The sequence below is a fragment of the Vibrio sp. YIC-376 genome (genome assembly GCF_052353105.1).
In the GTDB taxonomy this organism is placed as follows: Bacteria; Pseudomonadota; Gammaproteobacteria; order Enterobacterales; family Vibrionaceae; genus Vibrio.
In genome coordinates, this window is sequence record NZ_JBBWFK010000005.1 from 132,287 (window position 1) to 154,552 (window position 22,266).

Here is a 22,266-nt window from a genome sequence, read left to right on the forward strand (position 1 = left end):
TTATGTGATCAAAAACTGGAGGGAAAAGGATGCCCGCAAATCAAAAGCGAAGCTTTGTTCAGTCTGTGATGAACAGCTTTTTCCCTCCGATCATGATCTTGTTGGCCTTTATGGTCGGTGCCGCAGCGTTATGGTTAACTCCGAAAGAAGAAGACCCGCAAATTGTGGTACCGATGGCCGATGTTCTCGTATCTGCTCCGGGGCTGAGCGCGTCACAAGTCGAAAACCAAATCACAGAACCGTTAGAAAAATTAGTCAGCCAGATTGATGGCGTTGAATACGTTTATTCTTCGTCGATGGAAGGCGCTGCGCAAGTCATCGTTCGCTTTTACGTCGGTGAAAACCGTGAAGACGCATTAGTTAAGCTTTACAACAAACTCTACTCCAATTTAGACAAAGTCCCACCTTCTGTATCCAGCTGGTTAGTCAAACCGGTCGAAATTGATGACGTGCCTATTGTGGTTGCCGCGATTTACTCGACGGATCCATCGATCCTTGACCGTCACCAACTGAGAAGAATAGCTGATCAAGCGACCTTAGGTATTAAATCTCTTGATGCGACCAACCAAGTCGAAGTAATTGGTGGTCAACCGAGAAAAATTCAAATCGAACTCGATACCGTCGCTATGGCTAACTTTAAAGTCACCATCGACGATCTTGAACAAGCAATCCAATACAGTAACGCCAAAACTCAGGGCAAAAATGTCCGGGTTAACGGTCGTAACTTTACTTTAGAATCCGGCCAGTATCTTACCAGTGCTCAAGATGTGGGCGACCTTGTGATTGCGGTGTTGAATGGTAAACCGGTCTATCTAAAAGATGTCGCGCGAATATATGATGGAGCAGGCGAGGCTGCGTCTGATACATGGTATAGAGACAAAAACAGTGATCAGGCTCTCCCTGCCGTCTTCATTTCAGTCGCGAAGCAAAAAGGCTCCAATGCGGTTCATGTTGCTCAGGCCGTTAATGACAAATTAGCTCAGCTTCAATCAGAGCAGTTCCCACCTCAGGTTAAGGTTGCCATCATTCGTGACTATGGCGAAACCGCGAACGCCAAAGTGAACAATCTGGTTTCCAGTCTTGGTGTTTCAATTCTGACCGTTGTGGTGTTTGTAGGACTGTTCCTCGACTGGCGAAGCGCGCTGGTTGTCGGGATTGCGATTCCGATCAGCTACGGTGCGGCACTTGGCATGGACTTGCTTTTTGGTTACTCGATTAATCGTGTGACCCTGTTTGCATTGATCTTAGCGCTGGGTTTGATCGTCGATGATCCAATAGCAAGTATCGATAACATAGAACGCTTCTTAAAACGCAAAGACTTAACCCGTACAAATGCCATTGTTCTGGCAATGGCTGAAATTCGCAGCGCACTATTAATGTCTACAGTGGCGATTGTCATTGTGTTTACACCAATGTTCTTCATTACCGGGATGATGGGGCCTTACATGGCACCTCTGGCTTTCAACGTACCGATAAGTGTGATGTTCAGTACCGTCGTGGCCTTTATGATCACGCCTTGGCTGGCGAAAAAAATCCTCACAGGTGCTGAAGAAAGTGGTCATTACGATATCCAGTCATCAACCATGTATCGTTTGTACCGAGGTGTGTTGATACCGTTATTGGAAAGCCGCAAAAAGGCCTGGGCTTTCCTCGGACTGGTGGCCATCTTGTTCGCCTTAGCCGCATTGTTGCCCGCGTTACGTTTGGTGCCACTCAAGCTGTTGCCTTATGACAACAAGAACGAATTCCAACTGGTGTTAAACATGCCAGAATCATCGAGCTTTGTAGACACGTCCAATGCGTTATCCAGTTTTTCTGATTACCTGATGACGGTTCCTGAAGTCACCAGTGTGTCTGGTTTTGCTGGCACTGCGTCACCAATGGACTTTAATGGTATGGTGCGTCACTACTTTATGCGCAGCGAACCGTATCAAGGAGAACTGCGCATTGTACTAGCCCCAAAAAATAACCGTTCCATGCAATCTCACGCAATCGTAACCCGACTACGCAGTGATTTAGAACAGTTAGCGGAGAGTTTTGACGCCGATATCCAATTGGTAGAAGTCCCACCTGGACCGCCGGTTATTGCGACGATTACCGCGGAAGTTTACGGTGACGAGACAACCTCTTATGACGAATTAATGGTTCAGGCTCAGAAAGTGGCGGATCGTCTGCGCAAAGAGCAGTTGGTATCGGAAGTGGATACCAGTGTTCAAGGCGATTTAGAAACTTGGCAATTTATAGTTGATCAGGAAAAAGCGGCGTTATCGGGCGTATCTGTTGCGGAGGTTAACAACACCTTAATCACGGCGGCTAATGCCAAAGTCCTCGGACACATTGCTGACCGACGGGAACTGAATCCGCTGCCGATAGAAGTTCAGCTTCGTCGAGAAGACAGAGATGATTTGAATCGATTGGAACAATTGTATGTTCGTGGAAGACCGGGGATAGCAAAAGTGGAAGTAAGTGGTGCGGTCGTTGATGCTCCGCAACCACTCGTCCAGCTATCAGAAATTGGTAAGTTTGTTAAACGCGCAGCGGATAAACCAATATTCCATAAAAACCTCAAGCCGGTGGTTTACGTGTATGCCGAAGTAGTAGGTCGTGTACCCGGCGAAATCATTGCTGATGTTATTGCCGATCAAGATACCGATCATGCGAGTGACGCTCACGTTCACTGGCAAGACCGCACTTATTTAAGCAATGGCGCTGGCGTAGCTTGGAGTGTCCCAGAGAATATTAATGTTGTCTGGAGTGGGGAAGGCGAGTGGAAAATTACTGTGGATGTATTCCGCGATCTCGGTATCGCTTACGGTGCTGCGTTGTTGGGTGTATTCGTTGTAATGTTGATTCAGACTGGTTTGCCAGCGGTTTCCGGAATCATCATGTTAGCCATCCCGCTTACCGTCATCGGTATCATGCCGGGGTTCTGGATATTGAATGTTTTAAGTAGTGACATTGGAAACTACCCAAACCCTGCGTTGTTTACTGCAACTGCTATGATTGGGATGATCGCTCTGGCTGGCATTGTTGTTCGTAATTCATTGGTTCTTATTGAATTTATTCAGCAATCGCTTGAAACTGGCAGCAGTTTGCATGATGCATTAATTGAATCTGGCGTTGTTCGCATGAGGCCGATACTACTGACGGCAGGCACTACGCTCTTAGGTAACGTCGTTATCACACTGGATCCAATATTTAACGGTCTTGCGTGGGCAATTATATTTGGTATTACCGCGTCAACGATATTCACTCTGCTTGTGGTTCCGGTGGTGTATAACCTTGCATACCAGAACACGAAAGGACACGGATTACCTCAGATGGAGGAAGAGCAATGAAATTAGATAACAAATGGTTGGGCGTCATTTTATGTATCGTACTTGCGCTTCTTTTTCTCTATATGGCTGGTTTTTTTTCGGAAAAACTGCCGACTGAACATTCAGCTAAAACTAACGTAATTGATGTTAACTCGGTAGAAACCCATAAGATGATACTCACCAGCGAGCCTGTTGTGCGTGAATTCCCGGGGGTAGTGGTCGCTGATCAGCAAGCCGATATTGCGGCTCGACTAACGGCTTCAGTTGTAGAGGTTCTGGTTAAAGTTGGCGATCAAGTAAAGCAGGGAGACGTTTTAGCACGATTGGAAAGTGATGATCTTGATGCTCGTGTTCGTCAGAGCGAGCAAGCGCTGTCTTCTGCACAAGCTCAGCTCAATGCGGCACGAAAAGAATTCGCGCGGGTTAAAGCGTTATTGAACAGAAAATTGATTCCACAGTCGCAATACGACCAAGCCGAAAGTACCTTGCAAACCGCGCAAGCAAACTTCAATCGTTCCCAAGCAGCGGTGTCAGAAGCAGAGACAACGTTTGGTTACAGTATTATCACAGCGCCTTTTGACGGATTAATTACGCAGAAACCGATCAATAAGGGGGACACAGCGACACCCGGCGCTCTTTTACTGTCAATGTACAACCCAGAGTCACTAGAAATAGAGGTTAATTTCGCCGAATCAGTAATGCCTTATGTCAGCTACGATAAGCAGGTGGACGTGGCGTTTCCTTCATATGATGTGAACGCTTCTGCGACTATCAAAGAAGTGACACCTTCTGCAGATGCTAACTCCCGAAGTTATACCGTCAAATTGCAATTTAAATCACCAACCGCAGTTTACCCGGGAACATTTGCCAAAGTTTCTCTAACCTTAACAGACGACGTGGTTCTGCGAATTCCCAAAGAGGCGGTGTATCAAGTGGGACAACTGGACTACGTGAAGGTGTTGCAAGAAGATGGTGAAGTAGAAACGCGATTAATTCAGTTGGGTGATATGGATCGAGTAAGGACAGGGCTGAAACAGGGCGATGTTGTGATCCTAAACCCCAGAGAGCTTTAATTTGGTATGGATTAAGCGTACAGGATTCCATTCAATGCCGCTCGATTAACCGCGAGCGGCATATTCTAATCAACCCGTCTTCCTGAACAGCGACGAAGGAGCGAGATTCAGGATCTACTTTCCGAGCATGTTTTTACTAAAACGATTTCTAATATTTTTCAGCACGCTGATCTTAGATTCCTAGTCTCGCGAGGGCTCGCTGGAATGACTCAGGTGGGTGAAAATAGTGTATGTCAATTATTAGGAAGCCTTATCACCGTACTCACAGGACAGTGGTCACTTAATTGGTAATCCAAAACGTCTTGCGATGTAAATACGCTTTGCTTGGCTGGCTTAACATCTAATTCGCCGCTCACAATGATATGGTCGATAACGGATTTGAACTGGTGCGTTTTGTTTGGATTGCGGTTAGAACGAACCTTGCACTCTGCTCTGGTGTTTTGCGTAACGAGTTTGGCGTTTGTGTTTGCTGTCATTGTCGACCATAGCCAATCTCCCTGATAGGCCAAGTTATGGTTGAAATCGCCTAACACCGCATATTGCTGATGATTCTTTTCACGCGCTTGTATCCATCTTGCCAATGCTTGACCTTGCTGTTTGAGAGTCTTACATTCACGATTGTTCTGAAATGCTCCGCTGCATCCTGCTTTTAGGTGGACTGAAAGTAGGTGAGTTTCACTTTTCTCATCGGGTTTTAACACAATATAGCTCGCGAAACGCAACTTGCTATTGCCTTGCGTAATAGAAAAGTCTGATGGGTCAGACACGTTCAGTCCTTTACGAACTGCGAAGCCTGTGTACTGGTTTGTGTCTGAAAACTGCAGGTGTTTATTTTTCCGCTCAGCTCTATCGGAGAAATAAATGCGATAGTCGCTTCCAACTACTTTCTTAATTGCGGCTTCACTATCTACTTCTTGGAATGCCAATACGTCGGGTTGGAAGTTATCCACATAGTGACTGAGTTTATCAAAATCTTTCTCTGTTCTGGATACTTTTCCGCCGTTAATGGCTAGCCATTCAATATTCCAACTGGTTAAGTTGATTGAGTTTTGAGCAAATGAGGCGGAACAAAATACTAACAAGGTTGTTGCAAAAAGTGATCGCATAGTGGCTGGTTTCACTCCCTTTTTTTTATGATTACCTTTTCAACCTTTATTCTACAAGTCCTCTAAAAAATGCAAGTGGATTACGTCCAAATTTTGAAATTTTCATGGATTACTTTTCAATTAAGTGCCGCAGTAATAAGATCGATTTCTTCTTATCCTTCACCCCATTTTTGTTGATCAAAATCAATGTTTTAGGCTGGTGCTTTTCGTTAAATACGCCACAATATATTGTGTCTAAAGAATAAAAAATAACCCCATATAGTGTATTTGTGGATAAGTCTGTGAGTATGCTGGGGGAAGGAGAAGAAAGTGAAACCAATCGTAATCAAGCGTGACGGCTCAAGAGCTCCGTTCAACAGGGATCGTATCCAGGCAGCAGTAGAAGCAGCCGCGGAACACAAAAATAAAGATGTCGCCATTTATGCTCTAAATGTTGCTCTTGCTGTCGAATTACAGCTAAAAGATTACGATGAAGTTCATATTCATGAGATTCAGGATCTGGTTGAGAATGAACTCATGCAAGGTCCTTACAAATCTCTCGCACGATCTTACATCGAGTACCGCCACGATCGCGATATTGCCCGTGAGAAACAAAGCTTTCTAACACGTGAAATTGAAGGTTTGATAGAAGAAAGCAATCTTGACCTTATTAATGAAAATGCGAACAAAGACGGCAAAGTTATTCCAACTCAGCGTGACTTGCTTGCCGGTATCGTAGCGAAACACTACGCGAAAACTCACATTCTTCCTCGCGATGTTGTACAAGCGCATGAAGTTGGTGACATTCACTACCATGACTTAGATTACGCACCATTCTTCCCGATGTTTAACTGTATGCTGATTGATCTAAAAGGCATGCTGACACACGGTTTTAAAATGGGTAATGCTGAAATTGATACGCCAAAATCGATTTCTACAGCAACGGCAGTAACGGCACAAATCATCGCACAGGTTGCAAGCCATATTTACGGTGGCACAACGATCAATCGCATTGACGAAGTGTTAGCGCCTTACGTAATGACAAGCTACGAGAAGCATTTAAAAATCGCGAAAGAGTGGGACATCTCTGAGCCAGAAGAGTTTGCAAAAGCGCGCACAGAGAAAGAGTGTTACGACGCGTTCCAATCGCTGGAGTACGAAGTAAATACGCTACACACTGCAAATGGTCAAACGCCATTCGTGACTTTTGGTTTTGGCTTAGGGACAAGTTGGGCATCACGCCTGATTCAGAAATCGATTCTGAAGAACCGTATTGCCGGACTTGGAAAAAACCGTAAAACGGCAGTATTCCCGAAACTGGTATTCGGTATTAAAGACGGCCTGAACCATAAATCTGAAGATCCCAACTACGACATCAAACAACTGGCACTCGAATGTGCGTCTAAGCGTATGTATCCAGATATTCTCAACTACGACAAAGTTGTAGAAGTAACCGGTTCATTCAAAACGCCAATGGGATGCCGAAGCTTCTTGGGAACATATGAAGAAGATGGTGAGCTTGTTCATGAAGGTCGTAATAACCTTGGTGTAGTCAGCTTGAACCTGCCACGTATCGCTATTCGTGCAAAAGGTAGCGAGCAGAAATTCTACCAGCTATTAGATGACCGCTTACGTCTGGCCCGCAGAGCGTTAGAAACACGAATCTCACGTCTGGAAAATGTGAAAGCACGGGTTGCTCCTATTCTGTACATGGAAGGTGCTTGTGGTGTGCGTCTGAAAGCGGATGATCCTATTGCTGAAATATTTAAGAATGGCCGTGCATCCATTTCACTTGGCTACATCGGTCTGCATGAAACAATAAATGCACTGTTTGGCACAGAAGTACATGTGTATGACGATTCAATTTTACGTGAAAAAGCCGTTGAGATTATCAAGCATCTTAAAGATTCGGTAAATCAGTGGACTGAAGATACGGGTTATGGTTTCAGCTTATACGCGACACCAAGTGAAAATTTATGTAGCCGTTTCTGCCGTATTGATACCAAAGAATTTGGTGTGATCGAAGGCGTTACAGATAAAGGTTACTACACAAACAGCTTCCACTTAGATGTAGAGAAGAAGGTAAATCCGTACGACAAGATTGATTTTGAAATGCCATACCCAGAAATCTCGAGCGGTGGTTTTATCTGCTACGGGGAATTCCCGAACATGCAGCGAAACGTTGAGGCGTTGGAAAACGTATGGGATTACAGTTATTCCCGAGTGCCTTACTACGGTACCAATACGCCAATCGATGAGTGTTACGAGTGTGGCTACAACGGTGAATTTGAATGTACCAGTAAGGGCTTTACCTGCCCAAGTTGTGGCAATCATGATTCAACAAAAGTATCGGTGACGCGCCGCGTTTGTGGTTACTTGGGTAGTCCAGATGCACGCCCGTTTAATTTCGGAAAACAAGAAGAAGTTAAACGCCGAGTGAAACATCTTTAATCAATACTCGAAACTGCACATTGAAAATCAACCTGTTGCGGGTTGATTTTCTTTTGTCACAAACGCAATGAGACACGACGATGAATTATCACCAATACTATCCAATTGACGTTGTAAACGGCCCTGGTACCCGCTGCACGCTATTTGTTTCCGGTTGCGTGCATCAATGCCGAGGTTGTTACAATCAATCGACGCAACGTTTGGATTCTGGTGTGTTCTTCACGCAAGGGGCGGAAGATAAGATCATTGCCGATCTTAACGACCCGCGAATCAAACGCCGAGGTTTATCTCTGTCAGGAGGCGATCCACTCCATCCAGCAAACGTGCCACATATTCTCAAGTTGGTTAAACGTGTAAGAGAGGAGTGTCCGGGCAAAGATATTTGGGTTTGGACAGGGTACACCCTAGGTGAACTGAATCCGGCGCAAAGAGAGATCACTGAATACATCGATGTGTTGATCGACGGAAAGTTTGAGCAAGACAAAAAAGATCTCAATTTGGAATGGCGTGGCAGTTCTAACCAGATCATTCACCGTTTTTAAGCCGAATATTCAGCTAACCGTAAAAATGAAAAGGGCGCAATCGTACATCGCGAATGTGCCCTTTTGGTGTGAGTTCGTCATTGTCTAGGTCATTTATGGTTACGCTGCCACGGTTAGGTCATCGTCAACCATATTGTTTATCCATCGTTTGGACTGAATACGCTGAGTGGTGAGTAAACCTTTCACAAATTCTTCAACAAGCAAAGCCATCAGTACGTAATGCAATGGCAAGCCTAATACCATACCTGTGTAGTAGGTAAGTGGTATACCTATTGCCCATTGCCCAAATGTGTCGATGAAAATGCTGTATCTTATGTCTGCTCCGCTTTTCAACACCCCACCAATACCAACCATATTAAACACGCGTAGTATCATACCAAGTGCCATGACAAGACAAACGTTGAGTGCCATTTCTGTATTGGAAAGAGGAGTGAGTTCCAATAATTTGTATATCAAAGGGGAACAAAACCAAACCAGCAGGGACAAGGTTATCGCTAACACAGAACTGGTTAAAACATACCACCACGCGGTTTTTTCAACTCTGTCGTACTGTTTTGAACCGATGTCATTGCCCAGTAGAACAGATGCAGCGACAGCAAAACCCATAAAGGTCGATATTAATACCCCTTCGATAGGTGAAAGGAATGAGATAATCGCCAGCTCCGACACCCCAAGTTGACCATATAAGATGCTGTAGACGATTAATCCGCCAGTCCAAAGTGAATCATGGATGAGCATTGGCAGCGATATTTTTAAATACTTCTTGCGATACGGTTTGAGCGCACCTTGAGCCCAATCGAACTTTGTTGGCAGGAAGTGAGCGTATCGTTTGCAAAAGAAATAGACCAATACCGCAGTTTGCATAAAGCGGGAGATGAACGTTCCTACGGCGGCACCAAATACCCCCCATTGTGGAAATCCCCATAAACCAAATATTAAGACTGAGTTAAAAATAATATTGATTATGATGGCAAAAATGCTGACATTTGTTGCCAGTTTTGCTTCACCAACCGAACGAAGTACCGACTCTATAGGCACAACAATAGCCGTACCAATCAGGCTTATTCCGGTAACCACTAGGTAGTCGCGGGCATAGGCAACGTACTCAGGATTCTCGGACATGAACGAAACGATTTCATGATCAAAAATCAGATAAATAATGATAAACGGGACAGTTACAATGATTGAAAAAAACCAAGACTGAGCCAGCGTCCTGCGTATTCCGTCAATGTTGCCAGACCCATAGTACTGGGAAGACAACACCGTTACCGCACCACTAAGTCCTAGGATCACTGCAAGGTTGAAGAAAAAGATACGGTTACCAACACCGACGGCTGCAGTTGCGGATTCACCCAATTGACTCACCATAAAAATATCGACAACGCCGAGTAAAGCAAACAGCGTGGATTGAAGCGAAACAGGGAGGGCGATTGAAATAAGCCGCTTCCAAAATGCTTTGTTGATGTACTCACTTGTTAAGAGCATCGCATTTCTCCATTAAGAATAATGCGAGTAGTTTATCCCCATGATTTCGCGTTGTATTTTTCAAAGGCATCCAAATCTTTTGCAAAACTCTCAATTCGTTTGAGCCGTTAAATCTGATGTTGCCAAGACGCAATAAATACAGTGTGAGACATCGAAATATGGAAGAAAAACAAGAGTGTTACTCCATTTCCGAAAAAACGTATCAGGAAATGATCGACCACACACGTGTTTTGGCGTTAGAAGAACGGGGAATCGTTCAATGCGGTATCGCAACATGCCGAGATTTCTTTTCGGTGTACAGGAAAAACCAAAAAAAACACATGCTGCTCTATACCGTGCGTGGAAAAGGTTGGCTAGAAAGCAAAGCATGCCGCTATGAACTAGAACCAGGCTCTTTGGTCATCGTCCCCGCAGGTGTTGAAAACGGATTTGGCATGGACGACGAAACATGGCAGATAGCGTGGGTTTTTCTTTCACAACATACAAACTGGTCAATGGTAGGTGATGAAGTTAGTTACCAACTCACATCTGCACCAGAAGTCATGTATGCGTGTATTCAAACGCTTTTACGTAGTATTAACTTACCGATTGACTATGGTTGTAAGGTAGGCGCTCACAGCGTCGCTCAACTCGAATTGATTCTAAACATGCCGAAGTCCGAATCTGTTTGCCGTAATCTATTGAAGTTGCGCCGTGTATTTGATCTTGTCCAAAGACAACTACATAAAGAGTGGAATGTTGAGCAATTAGCGGCACTATATCCTTGTTCAGAACCGCATTTCTATCGAGTTACTCAGCAGCAATTTGGACGAAGTCCGATGGCACATTTAACGCGTATGAGAATGGAGTATGCCGCACGATTGCTACGTTCTAGCGAGTGGCCGATTCAGCAAATTGGTGAGATTGTCGGTTATCCAACCAGTGCTAACTTTAGCACGCGGTTTCGATCCTGGTCTGGAATGACGCCTAGAGAGTTCAGACGAAACGGGCGTCTTGAAATAGAAACAGAGCAGTGATTTGTACTCTTTATAACCAATAGGATGCACAGGGATTCATTACATACAGAATTTTGTCCTCTAATTGACGAAATAAGTGAAAAATCGTTTCGTCAATTTACATGAAAATGTTAACTTGAAGCCCATACTTGAATTTCAAAGGGTTGTGACTTTCATGTTTTCTAATCTACCGACTCCCGTATTAGATCCTATTTTATCTTTATCCGTTGCATACCGTAACGATGAACGTCCAAACAAGGTTGACCTTGGTATTGGCGTGTACAAAAACAGCGCAGGTGAAACGCCAATCATGAAAGCGATTCAGATGGCGCAAGATATTGTTGTTGAAAATCAAAAGACTAAAGCTTACGTTGGGCTTGCTGGTTGTGAAGAGTTTAACCAAAGCATGATTGATCTGTTGTTGACGGGAACGTCTGCGATGGATCGCGTTGCGGCAATTCAAACACCAGGAGCGAGTGGTGCATTGCGCATGTTGGGTGACTTAATGAAAGTCGCTCAACCGGACACCACAGTTTGGATTTCTAATCCAAGTTATGTAAACCATAAACCTGTGATGGAAGCTGCAGGCCTCAAGGTTAAGTTTTATCACTACTTTTCACCAGAAACGAAGCAAGTAGATACCGCTAAAATGCTGGACGATCTTTCTAAAGCAGGTCCTTCAGATGTGGTGTTGCTCCACGGTTGTTGCCATAACCCTACGGGGGCTGATATCGACTATGCAGCTTGGCAAGCGATCACTGAGTTGTCTCAGAAAAATGGTTTCACGCCTTTTGTTGATATTGCCTACCAAGGTTTTGGTGATGGTCTGGAGGAGGATGCTAAAGGTCTTCGCTATATGGCAGACAACGTTGAAGAGATGCTGATTACAACGTCATGCTCTAAGAATTTTGGTTTGTATCGTGAACGTACCGGGGCCGCAATTGTAGTCGGTAAAAATACTAAAGATGTAACTAACGCTAAAGGTAAATTGTTAACATTAGCGCGTTCTACTTACACAATGCCACCAGATCACGGTGCTGCGCTGGTAAAAACAATTCTTCAGGATGCCAATCTGACAGTGATTTGGAAGCAGGAACTGAGCGAAATGCAGCAGCGTTTGGTTAATCTTCGTCAAAATTTATGTAACGAATTGAGAAACAACCATAATACAGATCAATTTGACTTCATTGAGAGTCACAAAGGTATGTTTACTGTGCTAGGCTTTACTCAAAACCAAATGGCGCAACTGCGTGAAGACTATGGCATTTATGGTGTCGGTGATGGCCGAATTAATATCGCGGGTCTAACTGAAACTCATATTCCTTACGTAGCCGACGCGATCAAGAAAGTCTCTCAACTTTAATTCGGAGTGTGGATGAAAAACTGGAAACTGATTCTACCGCTTATGATGAGTGGTAGTTTAATTGCTTGTACGTCAACTCAAACGACGACACAGCCTGTTGAGCCAGAAATGCCAAAAGTAGAAGAACCTGTCAAGGTAGAACCAGAAATAACACCTGAGATTAAGCCTGAGCCAGAAGTGAAACCTAAGCCGGAACCAGAGCCAGTAAAGAAACCTGAGCCAAAACCGCAGAAGCCGGTAAAGGTACAAAAAACGCCGGATGGCATGCTTATCCTTGGTTCGGAAGAGTGGGTTTATGTTCCGGGTATCGATGAAACGTTTAAAGCACGTGTAGATACCGGAGCGACAACTTCGTCAATCAGCGCCATTGATATTGTTCCATTTGAACGTGATGGCAAAGATTGGGTACAGTTCAAAATCGATCTCGGCGATAAGGCGAGTAACGAGTTTAAATTACCTGTAGAGCGTTGGGCTAAGGTGAAACAGTCTTCTTCTGATGACGTAAATAAACGTGCTGTTGTAATGGCTTATATTCAAGTTGGCGATTACAAAGAGAAGACGGAGTTTACTCTAGCCGAGCGTGGGCATATGACGTTTCCTATGCTGCTAGGTCGTAGCTTTTTCAGAGACATTGCCGTTGTGGATGTTTCTAAGAAATACGTTCAAGACAAGCCAAGTAAAAAGTAGCGTTAATCCTAATAAAGAAATGGCCTCCTGATTGGAGGCCATTTTCGTATTCAAGTGATGCAGATAGCCTAAAATCCAAATCGCGCAGACATCACCAGTTGTTGCCCATAGATGCCATTGTTTTTTAAATCAGCGCCAAGCGACAGTTGTGGCGTGGAATGGAATCGGGCACCAAGGTTATAAATGGTATGAGAATCGTCACTGCCCATCAATTGACCGAGGCGAGCATGGAGCTCAACGTTTTGCATAAACCAAATACGAGTTCCGATATTTACTTCTGTGCGCCATTCCTCGCCGCTGCCATTTTCTTTAACGTTGTGAACTAGCATTTGACCGTAAATATCAGCAAATTGACCCGCTGGACCGTTGAAGCCAATACCACCTGCTGCATCCCAGTCACCACTGAATTCACTATCTGCACGACCGATAAAGTGTGAGTTGTCAGTAAAGTATGTTGTGAACTCGCCACCGAAGGTTCCTGGGCTGGTACCCATACGGATTTCCACTGAATTGTAGTTAAAATTATTGGCATATGAGGAAAGTGGCAACATTGCGCACAAACCAAAGGCAGTGACCTTTAGCGCTTTACCTAGCATGGTGACTCCGAGCAAGATATTTAAAAATAAAAAAGGGCTGTAGCAATAAACAGACCATAAATAATGAAAATGTCATTATTAGTGAATTTGGCGTTGTGGGATATCACTTCAATCGTTCATATCCTGCTGTAGTGATTAGAAAAACTACCGAATAGTAGCTATTCACTTTGATATTGACTCATTTACTTGAGAAACCGATGACGATAACGTTATGATTGCTCATCTACTTCTATCTCATATTAATATTCATGAAATCAGCGATTCCCTCTTTAATGGTTCAGGGCACCACCTCGGATGCCGGAAAAAGTGTACTAGTGGCAGGATTGTGCCGTGTATTAGCGAGGAGAGGGATCAAAGTTGCCCCATTTAAACCTCAAAACATGGCACTGAATAGCGCCGTTACGAAAGACGGGGGCGAGATTGGCCGGGCGCAAGAAGTACAGGCACAAGCCTGTAATATTGACTCAAGTGTGCATATGAATCCTGTCCTAATAAAACCGAACAGTGATACTGGTGCGCAAATCATTCTACAAGGAAAAGCCTTGTCCGACATGGATGCCGCAGGGTTTCATGATTATAAAAAAGTGGCAATGAATACCGTTCTTGATTCTTTCTCGCGACTTCGTCAAGAGTTCGATTCGATAATGATTGAGGGAGCAGGCAGCCCAGCTGAAATTAACCTAAGAGAGGGTGACATCGCCAACATGGGTTTCGCCGAAGCAGCGGACGTTCCGGTGATTATTATTGCTGATATTGACCGAGGCGGCGTATTTGCGCACCTGTATGGCACGTTAGCGCTACTGTCTGAATCTGAACAAGCGCGCGTGAAAGGTTTTGTGATTAACCGATTTCGCGGGGATATCCGTTTGTTGCAATCGGGGCTTGATTGGTTAGAGGAAAAAACAGGTAAGCCTGTGTTGGGCGTATTACCTTACTTGCACGGATTTAATCTCGAGGCAGAAGATGCGATTACGGATCAGCAGGAGCTAAGTTCCGAAGTAAAGTTGAATGTTGTGGTCCCAGTGTTAACTCGTATCAGCAATCATACCGACTTCGACGTATTGCGCCTGAACCCTGATATCAATTTACGATATGTTGGAAAAGGCGAAAAAATCGATAAAGCGGATTTGATTATTCTTCCTGGAACAAAGTCTGTACGTGACGATTTAGACTATCTGAGAAGCCAGGGTTGGGATAAAGACATTCTGCGTCATATTCGACTGGGCGGAAAGGTGTTAGGAATCTGTGGGGGATATCAGATGTTGGGTAAAGCCATTGATGACCCTGATGGCGTTGAAAGTAAACCTGGCACGAGTGAAGGCCTTGGGTTACTCAATGTACACACCGTTCTTACCGGTAGTAAGCAACTAACCAAGACAGAAGCAGTAGTGACTATCAATGGCAAATTTGCCAAAGCGAAGGGCTATGAGATTCATGTCGGCAGAAGTGAAGTGTCAGGAGAACAACCACTTCAACTTAACCATGGTGGTTATGATGGCGCGATGAGTGAATGTGGTCAGATCATGGGTACTTATTTACATGGGTTCTTTGATGAAGTGGATGTCCTGAACCTCATCACTGAGTGGGTGAATGGTTCACAAGTTACACAACAGAACTTCGAAGAGATTAAAGAACGTGGCATTAATCGCATCGCCGATACGATAGAACAACATATGAATCTCGACTTTCTGTTTCGGTAATTGCGTTATCTACCACATATTTTAATTAATGTTCAGCTCGCCTCGAAATGGAGTAACCCCATGAATGCATGGAAGAGACATGTTTGCCTTACGGTACTGCTAAGTATTTCATTTACAGTAAATGCAACAAATGACCTAAAAGTATATGCAGCGTCTTCTATGACAAATGCAATTGATGATATCGCTCAAGATTTTAAAGAAAAATACGATGTGAAAGTCACTCCTGTTTACGGAGCCTCATCGTCAATAGCTCGCCAAATCATGAACGGCGCTCCTGCGGATATATTTATCTCAGCAAATACTAAGTGGATGGACTATTTGGTGGGTGAAGGAATAGTTAAAAGTGACAATGTCACTGAGCTGGTGCGTAATAGCTTGGCTCTGATAGCGCCGACATCTTCGAGTGCTGTCACTTTTGATTTCTCAAATGGAAAAGCCTGGGAGATGGCCTTGAACGGTGGTCGTCTCGCACTGGGGAATCCGACTTCTGTACCTGTTGGGATGTACGCTCAAGAATCTCTCACTACACTGGGTGTATGGAATGACATTCAAGATAAAGTGGCACCTGCGAAAAATGTGCGTCTTGCGTTGGCGTTAGTTGAACGTGGGGAAGCTCCGTTAGGCGTGGTTTATAAAACCGATGCAAAATTGACAGATAAAGTAAAAGTCGTCGGAGAATTTTCTAGCGATACACATACCGCTATCGTTTATCCTGCCGCAATGGTAAATGATTCGTTCGAATCTAAACAATTCTTTGATTACTTGAAATCGGATGAAGCTAAGGCCGTCTTTACGCACTATGGTTTTCAGTAGTAATAGGTTTTTCAATAGCAATACGGTTTTCAGTAGTAAGGATACAGAGTGACAGAACTAGAATACCAAGCCTTAATGTTAAGTCTGAAAGTCGGCTCGTATGCAGTGCTTTGGCTTATACCATTGGGAGTTTTGCTTGCTTGGTTACTGTCTCGCAAGGAGTTCTTTGGTAAGACGATTCTGGATAGTTTGATTCATTTACCGTTGGTGTTACCTCCGGTTGTGATTGGCTATTTACTGTTGGTGAGTTTGGGACGTCAGGGCTTCTTGGGAAGTTGGTTATATGAGCATTTAGGGTTGGTATTTAGCTTTAACTGGAAAGGTGCGGTTGTCGCTTGTATCGTAGTGGCGCTACCACTCATGGTTCGCTCTGTTCGATTGAGTTTGGAAACCGTGGATCCGAAACTTGAGCATGCTGCCGCGACACTTGGTGCTTCACCGTTAAAAGTCTTCCTCACTATAACGTTGCCGCTCACTATTCCCGGCATAATTACAGGCACAATGCTGTCGTTTGCACGCAGTTTGGGCGAATTTGGCGCAACGATTAGCTTTGTTGCGAATATACCCGGAGAAACACAAACAATACCACTCGCAATGTACAACTTTATCGAAACACCTGGTGCTGAGATGGAAGCGGCTCGCCTTTGTATCATTTCAATTGCACTGGCGTTATCGACTCTGATGCTGTCTGAGTGGCTGAATCGCAGAGCCTCGCGTCGATTAGGTGCTAAGTGATGAGTATTAAAGTTCAATTTAAGCAATCACTTGGCGAGACTGACTTTGATATCAAGTTAGAGTTACCTTGTAACGGAATAAGTGCGTTATTCGGACGTTCAGGCGCAGGCAAGACAACGTTAATCAACGTAATAAGTGGATTGGTCACTCCAGTACAAGGAAAAGTACAAATAGGTGAGCATGTTCTATTTGATAGTGAGCAGGGAATAAATCTCCCGACGCATAAACGTAAAATTGGCTATGTTTTTCAGGACTCGCGTTTATTTCCACATTACTCAGTGCAGGGAAATTTGATGTATGGAGTAGAAGAGAAAGATGACAGTTACTTTGACGCTGTCACAGATCTTCTTTCCATTAAGCCGTTACTGAAACGTTTTCCTGCCTCACTTTCTGGTGGAGAGAAACAGCGCGTTGCTATAGCGCGTGCACTTTTGTCTAAACCGAATTTGTTATTAATGGATGAACCGTTAGCATCATTAGACATACCCAGAAAGAGAGAAGTGATGCCATTTCTTGAAGATCTCTCTGATAAGGTTAACATTCCTATCGTGTATGTAACGCATAGCCTGCAAGAGATCATCAGACTTGCTCAGAATTTAGCGATCGTCGAACAAGGCCGAGTGGTGACTTGTGGAAAGCTCGAAGAGGTCTGGGCGTCACAGGTCATGAGACCATGGCAGTCTTTCTCAGAGCACAGTAGCCTATTTGAAGGCAAGATCGAAAATCATCACCATCAATATGCGCTTACTTCGGTAAAGCTTGGGCCAAATGCTTCTCTTTGGGTGCAAAAGATCGATGCAGAACCAAATACACCTATCAGGCTTCAGGTTCGTGCGAATGACGTGTCTATAGCGTTAGAACGTCCGATAGCCACTTCGATCCGAAATGTACTGCCGGCTATTGTCCATTCTATAGAAGAATATAATGTCGGCGAGAGTAAGCAGAGCATCACGGTGTCATTGCAGTTAGATGAGAATTGTCACTTATGGGCAAAAATCACGCCGTGGGCATTGGACGATCTCGATCTAAAAGTAGGTGACAAGGTATATGCACAAGTAAAAGGGGTGAGTGTTACTCAGCGAGATGTAGCATTTGCTCCTCACTCAGAGCATTGATATTCATTACGATTTCTAAAACTGAACGTTAAAAAGGCCGCAAATTGCGGCCTTTTCGTTAATAAAGCTCAACGTTATTTCGCGAATACTTCTTTGAATTCACGCTTTAGAAGAGGGTCACGGCGCGCTTTTTTCAGTTGCTTAACCATGTCTTTCACACAGTTGTGAAGCACGTTATCAAGCAGTTGAGCACGGTACTCTTCTTTATCTTCATCTGTCATGTTTTCTGGCAGTTTAAGAGTCGGGAATTCTTCCATTACGTTAATACCAGCAAATGCCTGGCCTACCGATACTAGAGCATGGAATTGTTCAAAGTTATCCAGGATGTTTTGTGCGCTAGCAGGCATCTCGTCCCAAGACGAGCGAACCGCTTCTTCAGACACTTCATGGATAGAGGTAACCATTTCGAACATTTGCTCTGGAACTTCGTCAAATTCGATAACTTTACGCAGTTCTGGAGAAATGGTTTCTAGATCGATTTTTTTGTTTTCGGTGTTAGTTGCTTCTGACATGGTGTGTCTCTCGTTACAAAAAGGCGGGAATAGTAATATCAAATGATTCAAATATCTACCATTACTGTTATTTGATTACGCGACAATTAATCAAAAATATAGCACTTAATTATTAGTTCAATGCACCATGTTGAGGAATATGATATATGGTTAATGAAGAGATGATTAAAAATTGGAACACGATATGCTAACCAACGGAACCTCGATGCGTATTCTTCTGGTTGACGATGTTCAGCTAGACAGAATGCAGCTTGCTATCCGTCTAAAACAGCTTGGACATATCGTAAAAACGGCGGGTAGTGGTGAGGAAGCTTTGAGTATCTATGAAAGCTTTGACCCAGAGTTAGTATTACTTGATATCTCTATGCCTGAAATGAACGGCTTTGAAATTTCGTTAACTATCAGAGAAACCTTCCCAGACTGGATTCCTATCATTTTTCTAAGTAGTCATGAAGAGCCTGAGATTATTGCGAGAGCAATAGAAGCGGGTGGAGATGACTACTTGATCAAACCAGTCGATAAGTTAGTACTAAATTCTAAGCTTATTGCAATGCAGCGTATCGCCCATATGAGACGTGAACTAAAGCAAGCAACAGCGCAGTTAGAAAAAGCGAATCTGCTATTAACCCAACAGGCAAATGAAGATGGGTTAACCAAGCTGTATAACCGTAGATATATTGATCAAAAACTCGAGTCCATGGTGGCATGGCACGGGCGTCGTCATCTGCCAATGGCAATGATTCTGTTAGATGTTGATTTTTTTAAGCCGTTTAATGATAACTATGGTCACATTGAAGGTGACCGTTGTTTACAGGCTATCGCAAATCAGCTTAAAGCGACTTTTTGCCGATCTGGTGAGTATGTCGGTCGTTACGGTGGGGAAGAGTTTGTTGTCCTGCTTACTAGCACCGACGGCTCGGAAGCAGTCAAAGAAGCGGAACGCATTCAAAATGCCATGTCTTTACTCGACTATCCACATGAATACTCGAACATTTCCGATAGGGTGACGGTGTCACAAGGAGTGTTTGTTTTCGAACCAACAGGAAAGGAGAGTATTGTAGAATTGTATGCGACCGTGGATAGTGCGCTTTATGTTTCGAAATCTTCGGGTCGAGATAGATATACTTTAATTAACATGAATTAAATCAATAATATAAATTAAAATTATAGATATTACACTGTCACGTTTGTGGTTGGTTATTTATTGAATTTTATACAATTGCGCCCTGCATTTTTCGCTTTATACAATGCTTCGTCAGCCCGTGTGATAACCTCTTCTGGTTCCAGACCATTTCGACTGTCTGCCACACCAAGACTAACCGTTACTGATACCGACTTTCTCTTTACCTGGCCATCGCCACGCTTCATCTCTCCTTGTCTATTGTCATCTGGACGAGAGGCTACATCACGTAAGATGACATTATAATTTGCTATTGATTTATGTACTTCTTCTAACTGCTTGAGGCACTCTTCAGCGTATCTGCCTTTAAACACGATCATGAACTCTTCACCCCCAAAGCGATAAACTTTTGCTCCTCCGCGGGTTTTCTTTAAAAGAGTTGCGACTAATTTGAGGACATTGTCTCCGGTATCATGCCCATATGTATCGTTAAACTTTTTGAAATGGTCGACATCTAACATGGCGATGGTGAACTTCCCATCTATATGCTTAAGATCTAAGTCGAGCGCTCTTCTGCTAGGAATAAGGGTTAAGCTGTCTGTGAAAGCGAGTTGATGGCTTGCAGTAGCAGAGTAAACAATCATAAGTAACCCTGCCAGACTAAACATGGTACTTGAAATGTATTGTACGTCGAAGAAAATGAATGTCGCAGAGGAGAGCGCCATAGCGGAATAGGTCATAGCATGGATGGTCTTGTTAGTCCTGAGCACCAGGATACCCAGGCAGCAGACAATACCAATACTATATAGGACAAGAATAAAAGGCAGTTTTGAAATGCTAGGGACGATAAACAATATGCCACTTGTCCAGTCTTCGAACCTGCCCTTAATGTGGTACTTGAGCGTAACGTAAGACCAAAGCAAAAAGATTATCAGCATAAAAATGTAAACAAACATTGCTTTTGAGTTGGCGCCATCTTTGCTGAAGAGGAATACAGCAAGAAACGAAATTGGCAGGAGTGTTGCCAACATCGTCAATTCAATAAGTGCAGTACCACTTTGAAGCGGGACTTGTAGTCGCTGTTGAATAATATAATAGGCTAGAAGCATAGCGACACATATCATTGACTCTCGTCCTTGTTTGAACGAGTAGCAGAGCAGCAGCGCACACCCTAACAATACGTAGGGTAGATTTGCAGCAATTCCCCAGTTTGACTGGGTCATCTGAATGATACTATTCATGCCAGAGATTACTAAACCCAATAGCGCTATGGGGAATATGAATTTAAACCCTGACGATGACATTAAGGATAAGGACATTCTAAAAAATTGCCTGCAAAAATAGTTGATTACATAAATAGGTCACGATACGCACCATGTTGATATTAACATTGTAGGTTATATGCTTTCAGTATCTTAACAATTTTCAACAATAAGTACACTCATGTGGTTAGTTAAGTGTTAAAGCTGCTTCTTTGTTGTTGATCTGGACTAGTATTACCTCAGAGCTATCAATGGGTTGTTATCCAATGTGGATTACGATGATTGTATACAATCATAAAAGAGGCGTCATCAATGAAGATCAGTTCTGAAGTACATAACTATATGGAAACCTTGGTCGGTCAAGTTCTTAGTAACAACAAATACGCCAAACAATTTGACAATGATCAGTTAGCTGACATCGCTTGTTTGTCACTGATTCAGCTTAAACCGTTATATATTCGACACGATATCGACCTCCTATTATCACTTCCGGAAGATAAAATCACACAGTACAAACGAAACGCTGAAATCGCGGTGGAAAATGCGGCGGCGATGATTCAGGAAGACAGACGAAGAAATCGTAGTGATGAAGTGCCTGTTATTTTCTCATACACCCGTTATGATGGAGACAAAGAACTGGATTGGTATGAAAAGCCGATTCTTAACGTAAATATCAGATAATGAACATTCAACTCTTTATTCAGGAATAAAAGTTGGTCCAAGGAGGCACAGTGGGATTCTTTTCACGTTTGTTTGGTGGCAGCGAAAAAACTGTCGAAGTAAAAACTGTAGATCCAGTGGAGTACAAAGGTTTCTTGATTTATCAGGAAAGTATTGCTGAAGGTGGACAATTTCGAATTGCTGGTCGCATTGAAAAAAAACTAGATGGGGAGATAAAAACCCATCGTTTTATTCGTTCAGACTTACTAGGTACGCAAGCAGATGCCAACGAATTGATGCTGAAAAAATCCCAAATGTTTATCGATCAAATGGGTGACAGAATCTTCGATTAACAAATCGCTGTAACTTGATACGAATCATCTTAATGAGAGCCATTAGTATATATGCTGATGGCTCTTTCTTTTTAAGGCTTAAACAACTGTTAATTAAGGAATTAGTAATTATCTGGTTAGACCTCTGATTTGCGATATGTATTTCCCTCATTTGTCATGGTCAAAGAGAGAATTTTTGATTACTTAGTGCTATATGTAATGAAATTTCGTATTTCTATAACAAAACACTTGAAGTCAAGAGTCGCGTTAGATACAAACAGAATATAACAGGCCTGTAAGTCAAGGTAATACAGTGCAAATAGATGAACCCAAACATCGTTGTTTTATTTGCAATTATCTTGTGTAGTAAACAGATAGAAATAAAAAAGATATAGAGTAGAGCTTAGCTCTTTTTTGGGCTCA

At 43.4% G+C, this 22,266-nt stretch carries 19 protein-coding genes; 14 read left to right on the top strand and 5 right to left on the bottom strand.

The features are described from left to right. Positions 1–29: 29 nt before the first annotated feature. Both WJM94_RS11395 and WJM94_RS11400 read left to right on the top strand, forming a co-directional pair. Positions 30–3,338, top strand: a complete 3,309-nt coding sequence (locus WJM94_RS11395) for an efflux RND transporter permease subunit (protein WP_444494328.1) — start codon at positions 30–32, stop codon at positions 3,336–3,338. Further along, the gene (locus WJM94_RS11400; protein WP_444494329.1) at positions 3,335–4,390 is read left to right on the top strand and encodes an efflux RND transporter periplasmic adaptor subunit; all 1,056 of its coding nucleotides are present in this window, start codon (positions 3,335–3,337) and stop codon (positions 4,388–4,390) included. Before WJM94_RS11395 ends, WJM94_RS11400 begins: the two co-directional genes overlap by 4 nt. A gap of 233 nt (positions 4,391–4,623) precedes the next feature. Here WJM94_RS11400 and WJM94_RS11405 read toward each other — a convergent pair whose 3' ends face one another. Beyond that, a complete protein-coding gene (locus WJM94_RS11405; protein ID WP_444494330.1) occupies positions 4,624–5,496 on the bottom strand; it encodes an endonuclease/exonuclease/phosphatase family protein in 873 nt (290 codons plus the stop codon). 309 nt (positions 5,497–5,805) lie between these two features. Between WJM94_RS11405 and nrdD the strand changes: the two genes are divergently transcribed. Both nrdD and nrdG read left to right on the top strand, forming a co-directional pair. Further along, positions 5,806–7,926 (top strand): anaerobic ribonucleoside-triphosphate reductase, encoded by a 2,121-nt coding sequence (gene nrdD / locus WJM94_RS11410; RefSeq protein WP_444494331.1) that lies wholly within the window; start codon positions 5,806–5,808, stop codon positions 7,924–7,926. 80 nt (positions 7,927–8,006) lie between these two features. Beyond that, on the top strand, positions 8,007–8,468 hold the full coding sequence (gene nrdG / locus WJM94_RS11415) for an anaerobic ribonucleoside-triphosphate reductase-activating protein (protein WP_444494332.1): 462 nt from the start codon (positions 8,007–8,009) through the stop codon (positions 8,466–8,468). Positions 8,469–8,567: 99 nt separating this feature from the next. On the opposite strand, the gene WJM94_RS11420 is transcribed toward nrdG, so the two are convergent. Continuing rightward, positions 8,568–9,953 carry an MATE family efflux transporter gene (locus WJM94_RS11420; protein ID WP_444494333.1) on the bottom strand — a complete coding sequence of 462 codons (1,386 nt, stop codon included), beginning with the start codon at positions 9,951–9,953 and terminating at the stop codon, positions 8,568–8,570. A 158-nt stretch (positions 9,954–10,111) separates the two neighbouring features. Between WJM94_RS11420 and WJM94_RS11425 the strand changes: the two genes are divergently transcribed. The 3 genes from WJM94_RS11425 (at position 10,112) to WJM94_RS11435 (ending at position 12,998) form a co-directional block, all read left to right on the top strand. Next, entirely contained in the window at positions 10,112–10,969 is an 858-nt protein-coding gene (locus WJM94_RS11425) for an AraC family transcriptional regulator (protein WP_444494334.1), read from the top strand. A 154-nt stretch (positions 10,970–11,123) separates the two neighbouring features. Continuing rightward, entirely contained in the window at positions 11,124–12,311 is a 1,188-nt protein-coding gene (locus WJM94_RS11430) for an amino acid aminotransferase (protein WP_444494335.1), read from the top strand. A gap of 12 nt (positions 12,312–12,323) precedes the next feature. Further along, on the top strand, positions 12,324–12,998 hold the full coding sequence (locus tag WJM94_RS11435; RefSeq protein ID WP_444494336.1) for an ATP-dependent zinc protease family protein: 675 nt from the start codon (positions 12,324–12,326) through the stop codon (positions 12,996–12,998). A gap of 68 nt (positions 12,999–13,066) precedes the next feature. Here the strand turns inward: WJM94_RS11435 and WJM94_RS11440 are convergent, their stop codons facing one another. Then, on the bottom strand, positions 13,067–13,594 hold the full coding sequence (locus WJM94_RS11440; RefSeq protein ID WP_444494337.1) for a hypothetical protein: 528 nt from the start codon (positions 13,592–13,594) through the stop codon (positions 13,067–13,069). Between the two features lie 248 nt (positions 13,595–13,842). Here WJM94_RS11440 and WJM94_RS11445 point away from each other — a divergent pair, with 248 nt between their 5' ends. From WJM94_RS11445 to modC, 4 genes are read left to right on the top strand one after another with little or no spacing between them, the layout of a single operon-like run. Next, positions 13,843–15,294 (top strand): cobyric acid synthase, encoded by a 1,452-nt coding sequence (locus WJM94_RS11445; protein WP_444494338.1) that lies wholly within the window; start codon positions 13,843–13,845, stop codon positions 15,292–15,294. Positions 15,295–15,354: 60 nt separating this feature from the next. Next, a complete protein-coding gene (gene modA, locus WJM94_RS11450; protein ID WP_444494339.1) occupies positions 15,355–16,107 on the top strand; it encodes a molybdate ABC transporter substrate-binding protein in 753 nt (250 codons plus the stop codon). Between the two features lie 48 nt (positions 16,108–16,155). Next, entirely contained in the window at positions 16,156–16,842 is a 687-nt protein-coding gene (modB, locus tag WJM94_RS11455) for a molybdate ABC transporter permease subunit (RefSeq protein ID WP_444494340.1), read from the top strand. Continuing rightward, positions 16,842–17,957: a molybdenum ABC transporter ATP-binding protein ModC gene (gene modC, locus WJM94_RS11460; protein WP_444494341.1), complete on the top strand. Its 1,116-nt coding sequence runs from the start codon at positions 16,842–16,844 to the stop codon at positions 17,955–17,957. Before modB ends, modC begins: the two co-directional genes overlap by 1 nt. 74 nt (positions 17,958–18,031) lie before the next feature. Here modC and WJM94_RS11465 read toward each other — a convergent pair whose 3' ends face one another. Continuing rightward, positions 18,032–18,469, bottom strand: coding sequence for a DUF3069 domain-containing protein (locus WJM94_RS11465; RefSeq protein WP_444494342.1), 438 nt, complete (start codon positions 18,467–18,469; stop codon positions 18,032–18,034). A 184-nt stretch (positions 18,470–18,653) separates the two neighbouring features. On the opposite strand from WJM94_RS11465, the gene WJM94_RS11470 reads away from it, so the two are divergent. Beyond that, positions 18,654–19,613, top strand: coding sequence for a diguanylate cyclase (locus WJM94_RS11470; RefSeq protein WP_444494343.1), 960 nt, complete (start codon positions 18,654–18,656; stop codon positions 19,611–19,613). Between the two features lie 53 nt (positions 19,614–19,666). Here WJM94_RS11470 and WJM94_RS11475 read toward each other — a convergent pair whose 3' ends face one another. Continuing rightward, positions 19,667–20,908, bottom strand: a complete 1,242-nt coding sequence (locus tag WJM94_RS11475) for a GGDEF domain-containing protein (protein ID WP_444494344.1) — start codon at positions 20,906–20,908, stop codon at positions 19,667–19,669. 255 nt (positions 20,909–21,163) lie between these two features. Here WJM94_RS11475 and WJM94_RS11480 point away from each other — a divergent pair, with 255 nt between their 5' ends. Both WJM94_RS11480 and WJM94_RS11485 read left to right on the top strand, forming a co-directional pair. After that, positions 21,164–21,532: a late competence development ComFB family protein gene (locus tag WJM94_RS11480; RefSeq protein WP_444494345.1), complete on the top strand. Its 369-nt coding sequence runs from the start codon at positions 21,164–21,166 to the stop codon at positions 21,530–21,532. Between the two features lie 50 nt (positions 21,533–21,582). Then, positions 21,583–21,864, top strand: coding sequence for an HlyU family transcriptional regulator (locus WJM94_RS11485; protein ID WP_444494346.1), 282 nt, complete (start codon positions 21,583–21,585; stop codon positions 21,862–21,864). The last annotated feature ends 402 nt before the right edge of the window (positions 21,865–22,266 follow it).

What these genes read in the sequence shown, in the direction of transcription:
- WJM94_RS11395 (WP_444494328.1), top strand. Translation starts at nt 30, where the DNA reads ATGCCCGCAAATCAAAAGCGAAGCTTTGTTCAGTCTGTGATGAACAGC.
- WJM94_RS11400 (WP_444494329.1), top strand. Translation starts at nt 3,335, where the DNA reads ATGAAATTAGATAACAAATGGTTGGGCGTCATTTTATGTATCGTACTT.
- WJM94_RS11405 (WP_444494330.1), bottom strand. Translation starts at nt 5,496, where the DNA reads ATGCGATCACTTTTTGCAACAACCTTGTTAGTATTTTGTTCCGCCTCA.
- nrdG (WP_444494332.1), top strand. Translation starts at nt 8,007, where the DNA reads ATGAATTATCACCAATACTATCCAATTGACGTTGTAAACGGCCCTGGT.
- WJM94_RS11420 (WP_444494333.1), bottom strand. Translation starts at nt 9,953, where the DNA reads ATGCTCTTAACAAGTGAGTACATCAACAAAGCATTTTGGAAGCGGCTT.
- WJM94_RS11425 (WP_444494334.1), top strand. Translation starts at nt 10,112, where the DNA reads ATGGAAGAAAAACAAGAGTGTTACTCCATTTCCGAAAAAACGTATCAG.
- WJM94_RS11430 (WP_444494335.1), top strand. Translation starts at nt 11,124, where the DNA reads ATGTTTTCTAATCTACCGACTCCCGTATTAGATCCTATTTTATCTTTA.
- WJM94_RS11435 (WP_444494336.1), top strand. Translation starts at nt 12,324, where the DNA reads ATGAAAAACTGGAAACTGATTCTACCGCTTATGATGAGTGGTAGTTTA.
- WJM94_RS11440 (WP_444494337.1), bottom strand. Translation starts at nt 13,594, where the DNA reads ATGCTAGGTAAAGCGCTAAAGGTCACTGCCTTTGGTTTGTGCGCAATG.
- WJM94_RS11445 (WP_444494338.1), top strand. Translation starts at nt 13,843, where the DNA reads ATGAAATCAGCGATTCCCTCTTTAATGGTTCAGGGCACCACCTCGGAT.
- modA (WP_444494339.1), top strand. Translation starts at nt 15,355, where the DNA reads ATGAATGCATGGAAGAGACATGTTTGCCTTACGGTACTGCTAAGTATT.
- modC (WP_444494341.1), top strand. Translation starts at nt 16,842, where the DNA reads ATGAGTATTAAAGTTCAATTTAAGCAATCACTTGGCGAGACTGACTTT.
- WJM94_RS11465 (WP_444494342.1), bottom strand. Translation starts at nt 18,469, where the DNA reads ATGTCAGAAGCAACTAACACCGAAAACAAAAAAATCGATCTAGAAACC.
- WJM94_RS11470 (WP_444494343.1), top strand. Translation starts at nt 18,654, where the DNA reads ATGCTAACCAACGGAACCTCGATGCGTATTCTTCTGGTTGACGATGTT.
- WJM94_RS11475 (WP_444494344.1), bottom strand. Translation starts at nt 20,908, where the DNA reads ATGTCCTTATCCTTAATGTCATCGTCAGGGTTTAAATTCATATTCCCC.
- WJM94_RS11480 (WP_444494345.1), top strand. Translation starts at nt 21,164, where the DNA reads ATGAAGATCAGTTCTGAAGTACATAACTATATGGAAACCTTGGTCGGT.